Source organism: Sinorhizobium sojae CCBAU 05684 (assembly GCF_002288525.1).
GTDB lineage: Bacteria > Pseudomonadota > Alphaproteobacteria > Rhizobiales > Rhizobiaceae > Sinorhizobium > Sinorhizobium sojae.
Map to the genome: position 1 here is coordinate 1,932,747 of NZ_CP023067.1, position 12,997 is coordinate 1,945,743.

Here is a 12,997-nt window from a genome sequence, read left to right on the forward strand (position 1 = left end):
CGGAGCACTCTCTTGTGGCGCCCAGCCGAAACGGTTTTCGCCGCACGGGCTGGGGAGCGGTCGCCAGCCGGTCCAGCATGCGACGGCGGCCCGCCCAAGTCGACATCAGCCCGTGACCGCTCCTTCGTTCGCCGGGCGGGCCAAAGCCGCGTACTTGGCCAGTACCCCGCGTCGGTAGCGAGGCTCGGGCTGTTTCCACAACGCCCGACGTCTGGCAATCTCCCCTGCGGGAACGTCGAGCTGCAGAAGCTCCCCGATGTTCGGCTGCGTCGGCTCCTTCGGCACTCTTCTACTCATTATCGGTATTTTTTGCGAGCGCGCTTAGGTCCGCAATGGGCTCTAAGTGTGAATTCGCGCTCGTCGAACGAACTTCCGATCAGGGCTCATTCGAGCCATACGTCGCGCCCGGCACCAATGACCGCAACAGGTGTGCGCCGAGCCGAGGCGGCGCTTTCCATTGGGTAGCTTTGGGTATCGGCGGATTCCCCCGGGAATTGTTCAGCGCAGCTATACATCCAGTGCAGCGTTGGCACATTTATCTCTGCCAATAAATTCGCAATCTTCCGCCGATCAGGAATCGAAGCTGGAGCACACGCATGGCAATTTCGGTCCAAGTTAACGGCCGCTCTTACACAGTGGATGTAGACGGCGACACCCCGCTCCTCTGGGTCCTACGCGATGTGCTCGGCATGACAGGGACGAAGTTCGGGTGCGGACAAGCTCTTTGTGGCGCTTGCACCGTCCACGTCGATGGCGTCGCCACTCGTTCTTGCGTGACTGCCATAGAAAGCGTCGAAGGAAGCCAGATCACGACGATCGAAGCTTTGCATACCGTTGCGCCTGGGAAGGCGCTGCAGGATGCCTGGGTCGAGCTTGAAGTCCCTCAATGCGGTTACTGTCAGTCGGGACAGCTGATGTCTGCCGCAGCACTACTCCACGAAATCCCAAGACCGACGGACGACGACATAAACGACGCAATGTCAGGCAACATCTGTCGCTGCGGGACGTATCAGCGCATCCGCGCCGCCATCAAGCGTGTAAGCGCGTAACGGGAGGCAAGATGATGTCAAACAGTGCTCCCGGTCCACATTTGAACCGCCGCCTTTTCCTGAAGGCGAGCGCGGCGACGGGTGGCGGTCTCGTCATAAACTTGGCCCTTGGCCCGAACTTCTCTGCCTCAGCCTCTGCGGATTTCGCTCCCAATGCCTTTATTCGCATCGGCCGGAATGGCCTTGTCACGCTGGTCATGCCGCAAGTGGAAATGGGCCAGGGCATCTATACCGCCCAAGCAATGCTGCTCGCCGAAGAGCTGGAAGTTGCCCTTGATGATGTAAGGCTGGAACATGCTCCTGTTAATGAAGAGCTGTACTCCCATCCGATGTTCAGTCGTCAGATGACGGGCGGCTCCGCATCGATACGTGCGTTCTGGACGCCCTTGCGCGAGGCCGGTGCGACGGCTCGCACGCTGCTCATTCAGGCCGCGGCCAAGGCCTGGAATGTAGACCCGGCAGCTTGTCGGGCCGAAGCTGGCTTCGTTATCGATGATAGTGGAAAGCGACGGGCCTATGGTGAGTTGGTGGATATTGCTGCCTCGCTTCCTGCACCTTCATCGGAAACGGTAAAGCTTAAATCTCCGGAGAATTTCAAACTTCTGGGGACGGCCGCAAAGCGGTTGGATACGCCGGGAAAGGTCGACGGGTCGCTCAAGTATGGCATCGACGCCTTTCCTGTCGGCACCAAGATCGCAGCGATTGCCATCTCGCCCGTTCTTGGCGGGAAGCCGAAGTCGGTCAACGAGCAGACCGCACTCGCGATCAAGGGGGTCCGCCAGGTCGTGCTGACGGACAGCGCCGTGGCGGTCGTGGCGGATCATACCGGGGCGGCCAAGAAGGGGCTGAAGGCGGCGGCCGTTGAGTGGGACGACGGCCCTAATGCACAGGTCTCAAGTGCCGATATCGTGCAGCATCTGGAGTCGGAATCACGCAAGCCCGGCGCCATTGCACGCAGCGAAGGAGATGTGGAGAGGGCGCTGGCGAGCGCCTCACAGCCAATTGACGCCGTTTACCAACTGCCGTTTCTATCCCATGCCGCAATGGAACCGATGAATTGCACGGTGCACGTGCGCGAGGATGCTTGCGAGCTTTGGGTGGGGACTCAGAACCTTTCTGCAGCGAAAACTGCTGCTGCTACGATTACCGGCCTGGAGCCGGAGAAGATCATCATCAACAATCACATTGTCGGAGGCGGGTTTGGCCGCCGTCTCGAAGTCGACGGCATCATCCACGCTGTAAAGGTTGCGATGCACGTCAACGGCCCGGTCAAGGTTATCTGGAGCCGCGAGGAAGATATTCAGCACGGATATTATCGGCCCTACTACTACGATCGAATGTCTGGCGGAATCGATGAGCAAGGAAATCCCGTCGCCTGGATCCACCGCGTCTCCGGTTCGTCGATTTTCTCCCGCATTGCACCAGCCGCAATGGCAAACGGCGTGGATCCCGATGGTGTGGAGGGGGCGGCCCATCCGCCATACAAGTTCCCGGCGATCCAGGTCGAGTTCAAGCAGGTCGAACCACAGGGCGTGCTCACCAGTTGGTGGCGCGGTGTGGGGCCTGCCCACAACGTCTTTGTGGTCGAAAGCTTCATCGATGAACTGGCCGCTGCCGCGAACGCCGATCCAATCGAATACCGCAAGCGATTGCTGACGGATAATCCTCGTGCCTTGAAGGTGTTGGAGCTGGCTGCCGAAAAGGCCGAATGGGGCAAGCCGCTGGCCGCCCGGCAGGGCCGCGGTGTCGCAGTGCAGTTCGCATTCGGCACCTATCTCGCAATGATTGCCGACGCCACTGTCGAGGGTGACGGCGCTGTCAGGATTACTCGTATCGTCACCGCTGTGGACTGCGGACTGATAGTGAATCCCGATACCGTTGCCGCCCAGATGGAAGGCGGCGCGTTATACGGCCTGACGGCGGCTCTTTATGGCGCGATTACTCTCAAGGACGGCCGCGTGGAGCAGAGCAACTTCGACAATTACCTGCCGCTTCGTATCGAAGAGGCGCCCCATGTTGAAACGCATATTGTCCCGAGCGCCGAGCCACCAGGAGGAATAGGTGAAACAGCGACGTCGGCGGTCTTTCCGGCCGTCGCCAACGCGATCTTTTCGGCAACAGGGCGGCGTGTACGAACACTGCCCGTCAATAGCGAAGAGCTGAAGAAGACCTAGGGCGAGGCCTGACGACGGGGCGGACATTGTCGCCTTCCTCAAAACGCTTGCGGCGCCCTGAGGCAGGCATCGCCATAAACATGCTGAGTGTGAAGGTCAGCGAAAACGCGGAGGGTGATGTCGGCGAAGTCGCTCATATCGATGTTGACACCCCCGAAGCTACTATTGCTGCAGGGGGCGTGCTGGAGCGGTGAGTTTGGCGAGCTTACCTCCCCGAACACTCACATCGTGTAAGATTCAGGTGCTTGATGAGCGCCTTAGTAGGGAACAAGTATCAATCAACGCACGCAGCTTTGGCTGGTTTTGCTTTGTCTTGGTAAAGTACAGAAACAGCCCATCGCTGCCTGGTGAATAGTCGAGCAGGACGGGTTCAAGCTGGCCGGTTGCAAGCTCTCTTGATGCGTGGAAGGTCGATGAATAGATTAGGCCCAAGCCTTGCGATGCAACTTTCCGCATGAGCTCCCCGTCATTCACTGTCAGCGGGCCGTTCGGCTCTATGCGGACATTTTGTCCGTCCTCGAGGAATTCCCACCGGTAGATGTCGCCTTTCTCCGGCCGACGAAACCGGACACATTGATGTTTGGTAAGATCACCCGGCACCCGAGGGCGTCCATTTTCCCTGAAGTAGTCAGGTGAGCCGAACACCGCCCACTTGAAGGGTGGCGAAAGCCTCACCGCGATCATCTCCTTGGCGATATATGAGCCGATGAGGATGCCGGCGTCGTAACCCTCGGCAATGAAGTCACCATGCGTGTTGCTTACGGTTATATCGACCTTCACGTCCGGCCAAGCTTCGCGAAATGCCGGTAGTATCGGCTCTATGACATGGGGCAACGCAAGGCGCTCGACGATGAGCTTCAACGTGCCGGACGGTTCGTTGGAAGACCGGAGCGTCTCCCCCAAGCTTGTCTCGATCAGTTGGGCTGCAGGGGCAATTTTCGCAAGCAGGGTCTCCCCTGTCTCCGTCAATGATATGCGCCGCGTCGTGCGGTAGAAGAGCGGGGCTCCCAGACGGCGCTCAAGCTTCTGGAGCGCCTGGCTGATCGCACCCGGCGTCACTTCAAGGTCGAGCGCAGCTTTTCGAACGCTCAGCCGCTTTGCAACGGCCAAAAACTCGGACAAACCATCGAATGCTTTCTCGCGGGCCATGTTCATCCCTCTAATGATCCTACGGGCATTCTCGCGAGCAAAGCCAACCCGCTCTATCGAATGCTGTCCGATTAGGATGCAAACTTGAACAATGTCCAGCGGCGCTCGCAGCTATCGGAGCACCTGTGGGACCAGAATTTGTTCGGTCGCCGGCAACACGGTTGTTTGCTCATGCTGCAAACACCAGTCCGCTTCTGGTTAGAAATCGCTGATACTTTGGCCGCGTTCACGCGGATGACGCCTATGTCGAACCAGTGCTCCACCGCGGGCATTAAGCGTCAGGTCTTCTCATTGGGCTCCAGTGCAGCCGTCGGACAGTGCGCCACTTGCACTCGCCGAAGCCCGAGCACCAAGAATCTGCCGAAAACCCGCTCGCCGGTCGGCGAACGGGATGAAATGTAATTAGTTGTAAGGCGAATAGCACGGCTGCCGCGGGCCGTTGTAAGGCTGGAAGGAATTGTCCCAGGCGCGGTAGGAGCGGTAGCGGTTGTAGCACCAGCTGGCGTGGCGTGCCGGCAAGCCCGGCTCCCTGTAACGCGGTGCGGAATAACGCGGCGGCGGGGGCGCCGCTATGGCCCCGCCGATGACCATGCCCGCCCCGAAGGCCGCCAATGGATACCACCAGCCGTCACTATGTCTGCGATAGCCGTGGCGCCGATGGCGGTAGCCGCGATAACCGTTACGCCAGCCATAGTGACGTTCGCGGTCGCGCCAGCGGCGGTGCCGTACCAGGTCAATATCACTTGACTGAGACACGGTAACCGACGCAGTCGGCATGGCCTGCGCTGGCACGTAGCCGGTAAAGGCCGTCGCTGCGGCGAGAAGGAGGACTCCGATCTTCTTCATCTCAACACCTGTTTTCTTCGAACGACTGAATAGTGGCCCCTCCAATCTGAACCCGCCATGAACACAGTTATCGCTATATTCTAAAATACACATACAGAGTTCCGACGCGCCGCTTAACCATCCCGCCCACGTCAGCCTCGAATACGGAACCCCGCGCCTCTGCCTGAGGAGGCAGCGGACGGCCCCGCCGTATCTCCTTCAAAGGGCCAGCGTGGAGCGTCGTTTTTGGACATATCCGACGTCGTGCCAAGGTGAGCCACGACCCACCGGACATGCGCATTGTCCGCTTTAGAGGAGATCAAGAATCCGATGGCAGACCGCATTATTGTCTACTGGCGCGATATCCCCGCCCAGGTCATCATCAAGCAGGGCCGCAAGAGCGCCAAACGCGAACTTTCGCTGCGCTTCACCGAGGCGATCGACATGTGCGCCATGCGCACCGGCGCGGCGGAAACCGACGACTATCTCGCGGAGTGGCGCAAGTCCGATCCTGTTCCGGTTTCGGATGACCTCGATGCCGAAGCAGAGAAGGCGGCGGCCGAGTTGGAGGCCGCCTATGACAAGGAGCGGCTCGTCACCCTCGTCAAGACTGGAGGGCGCGAAAATGCCTGATCCCAAGGTCGTCACCGGCAATGCCCAGCCCGCCAAAAAGGCGGCGACGGGAGCCTACACGCCGAGCAGTGTCTCGCCGAGCCGCCGCGCGCGCCACAAGTACACCGTCCGGCTCTGGGCGGTACGCCACTCGCGCTTCCTCGAGTGGTTTTATAACCGTTTCGCCGACGTGTTCCTCATGCTGCATCCGCTGTGGAGCGCCATCGGCTACTCGCGGGTCGAGCGGCCGGTGACGTTCGTCGAGCGCCACGTCAAGGGTTTTCTGTTCGACTGTCGGATGTGCGGTCAGTGTGCGCTGTCTTCGACAGGCATGTCCTGCCCGATGAACTGTCCGAAGCAGCTCAGGAATGGCCCATGCGGCGGCGTTCGCGCCAACGGCCATTGCGAGGTCGAGCCGGACATGCCGTGCGTCTGGGTACAGGCTTGGAAGGGCTCTCGAAATATGGTCAAAGGCGACGCCATCTTGAACGTGCAGCAGCCAGTCAACCAATCTCTACGAGAAACCTCCTCCTGGCTGCGAGTGACGGCAGAAGCCGCCGCTCGCCGTGAAGAAATGAAGAAGGAAGGCCAGTGATGAGTCCGGACATCAACCCGCGCGATCCCGCGGCACCCCTCGACCCCCTGCCCGGCCATTCCTCAAGAGGCCGGTTGGAGCGCGTACTTCGCCGCGGCGAGTTTGCGGTCACGGCCGAACTCAACCCGCCGGACAGCGCGAACCCCGAGGACGTGTACGAGCGCGCCGCGATCTTCGACGGCTGGGTGGACGGCATCAATGCGGTCGATGCCTCGGGAGCCAATTGCCACATGTCGTCCGTCGGCATTTGCGCATTGCTGACACGCATGGGCTACGCGCCGATCATGCAGATCGCCTGTCGCGACAAGAATCGCATCGCTATCCAGGGCGATGTCCTCGGCGCCTCGGCCATGGGTGTGCAGAACATCATGTGCCTCACCGGCGACGGCGTCCAGGCAGGCGATCAGCCGGGAGCGAAGCCGGTCTTCGACCTTGACTGCATGTCGCTGCTCCAAACCGTCCGGACTATGCGCGACAATTCGAAGTTCCTGTCCGGCCGCAAGCTCACGACGCCGCCGCAGGTCTTTCTCGGCGCGGCGATCAACCCCTTCGCCCCGCCTTACGACTTCCGGCCCTACCGGCTTGCGAAGAAGATCGAAGCCGGCGCCCAGTTCGTGCAGAGCCAGTATTGCTTCGACGTGCCGATGTTCCGCGAATACATGAAGAAGGTGCGCGATCTCGGCCTGCACGAGAAGTGCTTTATCCTGGTCGGCGTCGGCCCCATGGCCTCCGCCAAGACGGCCCGCTGGATCCGCTCCAACGTGCCGGGCATCCACATCCCCGACAGCGTCATCAAGCGGCTGGAGGGAGCTCAGGATCAGAAGAAGGAAGGCAAGCAGCTCTGCGTCGATATCATCAACGAGGTGAAGGAGATCGATGGCGTTTCGGGCGTCCACGTCATGGCCTACCGCCAGGAAGAATATGTCGCGGAGATCGTTCATGAATCCGGCGTGCTTAAGGGTCGCAGACCCTGGCATCGCGAGGCCGCCCCGACCGATGCGCTGGTTGCCGAGCGGCTCGAGCATATTCGCGAAGGCATCGAGGAAAATCAGCAGCAGATGGCGGAAGCCGCGGCGCACCATCCGCATTGACGAAGACGCGGCAAAGGCGCGACAAGGATCGCGCCTTTGCTATGACACGACAGAAAACAGGCGCATCGGCCCATCCGGCGTCTTACAAACCGAGAACCGGCCTATTAGATAGGCCACGCCACAGGACCAGAGGACCTTCCATGACCCGCACCATCGTTGCATCTGCTACCCGCGAGATCATCATCGGCTTCGACCAGCCGTTCTGCGTCATCGGAGAGCGCATCAACCCGACCGGCCGCAAGAAGCTCGCGGCCGAAATGATCGAGGGCAACTTCGAGACCGTCATCAAGGACGCCTTGGAGCAGGTTGCCGCAGGAGCCACGATGCTCGACGTCAACGCCGGTGTGACCGCCGTCAACCCGAACGAGACCGAGCCGCCGCTGCTCGTCAAGACGCTCGAAATCGTCCAGGGTCTGGTCGACGTGCCGCTGTCGATCGACAGCTCCGTGACTGCAGCGATCGAGGCCGGCCTCAGAGTCGCCAAGGGTCGCCCGCTCGTCAACTCGGTCACCGGCGAGGAAGACAAGCTCGAGGCGATCCTGCCGCTCTGCAAGAAGTACGACGTGCCGGTGGTGGCGATCTCCAATGACGAGACCGGCATTTCCGAGGATCCGGACGTCCGCTTCGCCGTTGCCAAAAAGATAGTCGAGCGCGCCGCCGACTACGGCATCAAGCCGCACGACATCGTGGTCGATCCGCTCGTGATGCCGATCGGCGCCATGGGCACGGCCGGCCAGCAGGTTTTCGCGCTCCTGCGCCGCCTTCGCGAAGAGCTCAAGGTCAACACCACCTGCGGCCTTTCCAACATCTCCTTCGGCCTGCCGCATCGCCACGGCATCAATGCCGGCTTCATTCCGATGGTGATCGGCGCCGGCATGACCTCCGCCATCATGAATCCCTGCCGGCCGCAGGAAATGGAAGCGGTACGCGCTGCCAACGTTCTGAACGGCACCGATCCGAACTGCAGTCATTGGATCATGACCTATCGCGACCACAAGCCGGCCGAGGGCGGCCATGCGGTAACGGCTGCGGCACCGGCGGGTTCCGGCGGACGCCGCGGCGGACGCGCGGCACGCGCCGGCGCGAGGTAACATGGCCAAACACCGTTCCCTTGCTCGCGATCTTACGGCGCTCTGGTTTCAGGCGCCGTTAGTGATCGCTACCCGCACGCAGGCAATGGCCATGGCCGCCATGACCGGCTCGGCGGCGGACTACGCCGAGGCAAGCCGGATGGTGACGGAGAAGATGGCAGCCGCAGCCGAATGCGCCGTTGCCGCCAACGTGGCCCTGATGAAGGAAGGCATGAACGCAGCCGCTGCGATTGCCTCCGGCAAGAGGGCGGCGGCGGCCGGCCACAATCGTGTGGCTGCGGCAGCACTTCGCCCCTACGCCAAGCGTGTGCGGGCGAATGCCCGCAGACTTGTGAAGTAGTCAGCAGGCGAGAAGAAAGATGCTGAACGTGCCACCGAAGGACAACAAGACTGATCCGCTGGTGCTCTTCATGCCCTCGGGAAAGCGCGGCCGGTTCCCGGTCGGCACACCGATCCTCGATGCGGCGCGCTCACTTGGCGTCTATGTCGAGAGCGTCTGCGGCGGACGGGGAATTTGCGGGCGCTGCCAAGTGGAAGTCCAGGAAGGCCAGTTCGCCAAGCACGGCATCACCTCCTCCAACGGCCACATTTCCGAATTCGGCCCGAAGGAAACGCGCTATGCCGACAAGCGCGAGCTCAAGGAAGGCCGGCGCCTCTCCTGCTCCGCCACGGTGCAGGGCGATCTCGTCATTGACGTGCCGCAGGACGTTGCCGTCAACGCCCAGGTTGTTCGCAAGGATTCCGACGAGCGCGTCATCGAACGCAATGCGGCGATCCAGATGTGTTATGTCGAGGTCGAGGAACCGGACATGCACAAGCCGCTCGGCGATCTCGACCGGCTGATGGCGGCACTTGCCACCGATTGGGGCTTCACCGAACTGGACGTCGACTTTCATATCCTGCCGCAGGTACAGGCGATCCTGCGCAAGGGCGAGTGGAAGGTGACGGCGGCCATCCATCGGGACGAGGAGCGTGAACGCCCGCGCATGATTGCGCTCTATCCGGGGCTGAAGAACGAGGCCTACGGAATCGCCTGCGACATCGGCTCGACGACGATCGCCATGCATCTGTCGTCGCTTCTGTCAGGCCGTACCGTCGCCTCTGCCGGCACATCCAACCCGCAGATCCGCTTCGGCGAGGATCTGATGAGCCGCGTTTCCTACGTGATGATGAACCCGGACGGTCGCGCAGCGATGACCAAAGCCGTGCGCGATGCGCTGAACGGACTTACTGAACGGGTCTGCTCTCAGGGCGGCGTTTCGCGCGAGGATGTTCTTGAAGCGGTCTTCGTCGGCAACCCGATCATGCACCACCTCTTCCTCGGCATCGACCCGACGGAGCTCGGCGGCGCGCCCTTCGCGCTTGCGGTTTCCGGTGCGGTACGGGCCGCCGCGCACGATCTCGGCCTCTCGATGAACCGCGGCACGCGCGTCTACGTGCTGCCCTGCATTGCCGGACACGTTGGCGCCGACGCGGCCGGAGCAACGCTGACCGAGGGACCGCATCGCCAGGACGAGATGATGCTGCTCGTCGACATCGGCACCAATGCGGAAATCGTGCTCGGCAATTGGATACGCACGGTCGCCGCCTCGTCGCCGACGGGACCGGCTTTCGAAGGCGCGGAAATTTCCTGTGGGCAGCGCGCGGCAGCGGGCGCCATCGAGCGTGTGCGCATCGACCCCGTCACGCTTGAGCCGCGTTTCCGCGTGATCGGTATCGAGCCCTGGTCCGACGAGCCGGGCTTTGCCGAGGCGGCGGCGACAATCGGTGTCACCGGCATCTGCGGCTCGGGCATCATCGAGGTGATCGCGGAGATGTTCCTTGCCGGCATCATTTCGGAAGACGGCGTCGTGGACGGCTCACTCGCGGCCCGCTCGCCGCGCATCGTTCAGAGCGGCCGCACCTACTCCTATCTACTCCGTGACGGCGAGCAGAAGATCATGGTGACTCAGGGCGACGTCCGCGCCATCCAACTCGCCAAGGCAGCGCTCTATGCCGGCGTCAAGCTGCTGATGGACAAGCAGGGAATAGACCACGTCGACCGCATCGGACTCGCCGGCGCCTTCGGCACCTTCATCGATCCGAAATATGCGATGGTCCTCGGCCTCATTCCGGACTGCGATCTCGACAAGGTGAAAGCCGTCGGCAATGCCGCCGGCACCGGCGCGCGCATGTGCCTGCTGAACCGCGGCCATCGCCGCGAGATCGAAGAAACAGTGAGGAAAATCGAGAAGATCGAGACGGCTCTTGAATCGAAATTTCAGGAGCACTTCGTCAACGCCATGGCCATGCCCAACAAGGCGGACGCCTTCCCGAAACTCGCCGAGGCCGTTACCCTGCCCGCGCGGAAGGCGCTGGCCAACGATGAGGCCGCAGGAGGACGCAGGAGGCGCAGGAGCCGGGAGTAGACAGTCACGGCGCCCCCGGCGCCACCCCGTCGGGTCTCTCGCACCTTACAGCGCTGTGCCTCCTCCAGGACGCACAAAGGACGCTGCAGAACGTTCTACCTGTCATGCTTTCCGAAATTCGGGTCTCTTCGGGCCGATGCGCTACTGCATGTCGCCCTGGATCGATCTCGGACTCAGGACATACAGCAATTCAAAGTGCTACAGTGATCTTTGCGCGTCTGATCAGACGCGCGGCGCTATAGCGGCATAGGATGCGAGCAACCCCTCCCAACCCTGATCGGAATCAAGGACGCCGCGCAGATCGGCGGCCCTCGCGCCATAGTTCTCAAGATTGCGGTGCTCGAGGGTGACGATTGTCTCGTTCTCGCCCCTTGCCTCGAAGAGCACCTCCACTTCCGTCTGGAATTGCGGATCGAAGGTGAAATCGGCATTGAGCTGCCAGGCAAAGAGGATGCGGTGAGTCGGTCGCAATCGATCACGCGGCCCCAATCGCATTCCTCGCCGCCATTGCCGATTTCGTACCAGCGGCCGCCGGCAATTGCCTCGACGACTACCGTCCGCTGGCCGGATTTCGAGACACTGTGGTCCTTGATCCACCAGCTGCCCATGCCGCTGACGAAAATGTCGAAGGCCTTTTCCAGCGATGCGTGGACGGTAACGGATTTGCGGACTGCCGGCTCGATCATGTGCTTGATACCTCCTCCTGCGACTAACCTGCTGTTGAAGCATGCGCGGCTACGATGCCGTTATCTGTCCTCCCGTTGCTCGACAGCTGCCTTGAAGGCCGCGAGTTGGTCGCCCCAGAAGCGATCAAGCCATTGCCTGAGCGGCCCGAGCCCACCCGGATCTATCGAGTAGATCCGTCGCGTCCCCATGGGCTCGTCACGCACGAGCCGCGCCTCTCTCAGGACCTTCAAATGCTGCGAGATCGCGGGTTGCGACACGGGCATGGCCCGAGCCAGTTCCGCGACGGATTGCCGCTTCTGCGCGAGGCGCTCGAAAATCGCGCGCCGCGTCGGGTCGGCGAGTGCAGCAAATATCGCATCTTCATAAGTCATTACTTATGATAAGGCACGACTTATGGATGTCAATCTATTTCTCGAAGACCCAGCCTATTGCATCTGCAGTTCCGCAAACGCGGCGCGTACATGCTCGGCGACCGCCAGCACCGGTGCCGGCGCATCCTCGATCACCTTCATGCCGATATTGTAGTGCCCGAGATCCGGCAGTCCGTCATGCTCGCCGAGCGGGACCATCTCGCCTTGGACCAGGTAGCGCGGCAGCGGCGCAATTGCGAGGCCGGCAAGCACGGCCGCCCTCTGTCCGGTCGTGTAAGCGCTCAGGAATGCAACGCGGAAGTTGCGCCCGGCCTGCGAAAGCTTCTCGACGGCATCGGCACGCCACACGCAACCGTCCTCCCACATCGAGACCGGCAGCGGATCGCGCAGATGCGCGTTACCGCACTTGGCGCCAGCCCAAACCAGCCTTTCCTGCATCAGGATTTCGCCGTCCTTGGCCGCGTCGTCCGGAAGACTGTTGTATATGGCGAGATCCATCCGATGTTCGTCGACCCGTTTCCGCATGGCATTGCTCATGCCGATCGAAACGTCGACCGTCACATTCGGGTAGCTCTCGGCAAAGCGCTTCAGCACGTCCGGCAGGATCCGCTCACCCACGTCCTCCGGGGCGCCGACCCGAACCACGCCGTTCATGTCGGGCATCAGGAAGCGCGACACAGTCTCATTGTTGAGCGAGAGCAATCGCCGGGCGAAGCCGAGCAGGAGTTCACCCTTCGGCGTCAGCGACACCGACCGCGCATCGCGCAGGAACAGCGTAGAGCCTAGAGTTTCTTCGAGCTTCTTGATCTGCATCGAAACTGCCGACGGTGTGCGATAGACGGCTTCCGCAGCCGTGGTGAAATTGCCCGTCTCGGCTATGGCGACAAAGGTCTTGAGCACATCCATCTCAAGCAGTGGCAGCGCGTGACGCAGCATCACGTTCAT

General features: G+C 61.6%; 13 protein-coding genes and 1 pseudogene. 9 read left to right on the forward strand and 5 right to left on the reverse strand.

Annotation, left to right across the window (positions count from 1 at the left end; all coding sequences use genetic code 11):
* Window positions 1-596 precede the first annotated feature (596 nt).
* Together SJ05684_RS09470 and SJ05684_RS09475 are read left to right on the forward strand one after the other, a co-directional pair.
* Window positions 597-1,049, forward strand: a complete 453-nt coding sequence (locus SJ05684_RS09470; protein WP_034850708.1) for a (2Fe-2S)-binding protein — start codon at window positions 597-599, stop codon at window positions 1,047-1,049.
* 14 nt (window positions 1,050-1,063) lie between these two features.
* On the forward strand, window positions 1,064-3,223 hold the full coding sequence (locus SJ05684_RS09475) for a xanthine dehydrogenase family protein molybdopterin-binding subunit (RefSeq protein WP_309546778.1): 2,160 nt from the start codon (window positions 1,064-1,066) through the stop codon (window positions 3,221-3,223).
* 237 nt (window positions 3,224-3,460) lie between these two features.
* On the opposite strand, the gene SJ05684_RS09480 is transcribed toward SJ05684_RS09475, so the two are convergent.
* Complete coding sequence (locus SJ05684_RS09480; protein ID WP_244426569.1) at window positions 3,461-4,378, reverse strand: LysR family transcriptional regulator; 918 nt, start codon at window positions 4,376-4,378, stop codon at window positions 3,461-3,463.
* A 78-nt stretch (window positions 4,379-4,456) separates the two neighbouring features.
* Here SJ05684_RS09480 and SJ05684_RS29585 point away from each other — a divergent pair, with 78 nt between their 5' ends.
* A complete protein-coding gene (locus tag SJ05684_RS29585) occupies window positions 4,457-4,774 on the forward strand; it encodes a hypothetical protein (RefSeq protein ID WP_157211934.1) in 318 nt (105 codons plus the stop codon).
* On the opposite strand, the gene SJ05684_RS09485 is transcribed toward SJ05684_RS29585, so the two are convergent.
* Window positions 4,775-5,218 (reverse strand): BA14K family protein, encoded by a 444-nt coding sequence (locus tag SJ05684_RS09485; protein ID WP_034850712.1) that lies wholly within the window; start codon window positions 5,216-5,218, stop codon window positions 4,775-4,777.
* Between the two features lie 309 nt (window positions 5,219-5,527).
* Between SJ05684_RS09485 and SJ05684_RS09490 the strand changes: the two genes are divergently transcribed.
* The 6 genes from SJ05684_RS09490 (at window position 5,528) to SJ05684_RS09515 (ending at window position 10,994) form a co-directional block, all read left to right on the forward strand.
* Window positions 5,528-5,830, forward strand: coding sequence for a virulence factor (locus tag SJ05684_RS09490; protein ID WP_034850714.1), 303 nt, complete (start codon window positions 5,528-5,530; stop codon window positions 5,828-5,830).
* The gene (locus SJ05684_RS09495) at window positions 5,823-6,404 is read left to right on the forward strand and encodes a methylenetetrahydrofolate reductase C-terminal domain-containing protein (RefSeq protein WP_034850716.1); all 582 of its coding nucleotides are present in this window, start codon (window positions 5,823-5,825) and stop codon (window positions 6,402-6,404) included. The genes SJ05684_RS09490 and SJ05684_RS09495 overlap by 8 nt, the downstream gene beginning before the upstream one ends.
* Window positions 6,404-7,495, forward strand: coding sequence for a methylenetetrahydrofolate reductase (locus tag SJ05684_RS09500; protein ID WP_034850718.1), 1,092 nt, complete (start codon window positions 6,404-6,406; stop codon window positions 7,493-7,495). The genes SJ05684_RS09495 and SJ05684_RS09500 overlap by 1 nt, the downstream gene beginning before the upstream one ends.
* 140 nt (window positions 7,496-7,635) lie before the next feature.
* A complete protein-coding gene (locus SJ05684_RS09505; RefSeq protein ID WP_034850720.1) occupies window positions 7,636-8,586 on the forward strand; it encodes a methyltetrahydrofolate cobalamin methyltransferase in 951 nt (316 codons plus the stop codon).
* A 1-nt stretch (window position 8,587) separates the two neighbouring features.
* Window positions 8,588-8,926: a hypothetical protein gene (locus SJ05684_RS09510; protein WP_095694244.1), complete on the forward strand. Its 339-nt coding sequence runs from the start codon at window positions 8,588-8,590 to the stop codon at window positions 8,924-8,926.
* 19 nt (window positions 8,927-8,945) lie between these two features.
* Complete coding sequence (locus tag SJ05684_RS09515) at window positions 8,946-10,994, forward strand: ASKHA domain-containing protein (RefSeq protein ID WP_034850723.1); 2,049 nt, start codon at window positions 8,946-8,948, stop codon at window positions 10,992-10,994.
* Window positions 10,995-11,216: 222 nt separating this feature from the next.
* Here SJ05684_RS09515 and SJ05684_RS09520 read toward each other — a convergent pair.
* The 3 genes and pseudogenes from SJ05684_RS09520 to SJ05684_RS09530 form a co-directional block, all read right to left on the reverse strand.
* A pseudogene (locus SJ05684_RS09520) lies at window positions 11,217-11,680 on the reverse strand (SRPBCC family protein).
* A gap of 60 nt (window positions 11,681-11,740) precedes the next feature.
* Entirely contained in the window at window positions 11,741-12,052 is a 312-nt protein-coding gene (locus SJ05684_RS09525; RefSeq protein ID WP_034850725.1) for an ArsR/SmtB family transcription factor, read from the reverse strand.
* A gap of 54 nt (window positions 12,053-12,106) precedes the next feature.
* Window positions 12,107-12,997, reverse strand: a complete 891-nt coding sequence (locus SJ05684_RS09530) for a LysR substrate-binding domain-containing protein (RefSeq protein WP_034850727.1) — start codon at window positions 12,995-12,997, stop codon at window positions 12,107-12,109.

Excerpts from the sequence above, each read along its gene's own strand:
- SJ05684_RS09525 (WP_034850725.1), bottom strand. The coding sequence starts at position 12,052 with ATGACTTATGAAGATGCGATATTTGCTGCACTCGCCGACCCGACGCGG.
- SJ05684_RS09495 (WP_034850716.1), top strand. The coding sequence starts at position 5,823 with ATGCCTGATCCCAAGGTCGTCACCGGCAATGCCCAGCCCGCCAAAAAG.
- SJ05684_RS09505 (WP_034850720.1), top strand. The coding sequence starts at position 7,636 with ATGACCCGCACCATCGTTGCATCTGCTACCCGCGAGATCATCATCGGC.
- SJ05684_RS09470 (WP_034850708.1), top strand. The coding sequence starts at position 597 with ATGGCAATTTCGGTCCAAGTTAACGGCCGCTCTTACACAGTGGATGTA.
- SJ05684_RS09530 (WP_034850727.1), bottom strand. The coding sequence starts at position 12,997 with ATGAACGTGATGCTGCGTCACGCGCTGCCACTGCTTGAGATGGATGTG.
- SJ05684_RS09500 (WP_034850718.1), top strand. The coding sequence starts at position 6,404 with ATGAGTCCGGACATCAACCCGCGCGATCCCGCGGCACCCCTCGACCCC.
- SJ05684_RS09490 (WP_034850714.1), top strand. The coding sequence starts at position 5,528 with ATGGCAGACCGCATTATTGTCTACTGGCGCGATATCCCCGCCCAGGTC.
- SJ05684_RS09475 (WP_309546778.1), top strand. The coding sequence starts at position 1,064 with ATGTCAAACAGTGCTCCCGGTCCACATTTGAACCGCCGCCTTTTCCTG.
- SJ05684_RS09480 (WP_244426569.1), bottom strand. The coding sequence starts at position 4,378 with ATGAACATGGCCCGCGAGAAAGCATTCGATGGTTTGTCCGAGTTTTTG.
- SJ05684_RS09515 (WP_034850723.1), top strand. The coding sequence starts at position 8,946 with ATGCTGAACGTGCCACCGAAGGACAACAAGACTGATCCGCTGGTGCTC.
- SJ05684_RS09510 (WP_095694244.1), top strand. The coding sequence starts at position 8,588 with ATGGCCAAACACCGTTCCCTTGCTCGCGATCTTACGGCGCTCTGGTTT.
- SJ05684_RS09485 (WP_034850712.1), bottom strand. The coding sequence starts at position 5,218 with ATGAAGAAGATCGGAGTCCTCCTTCTCGCCGCAGCGACGGCCTTTACC.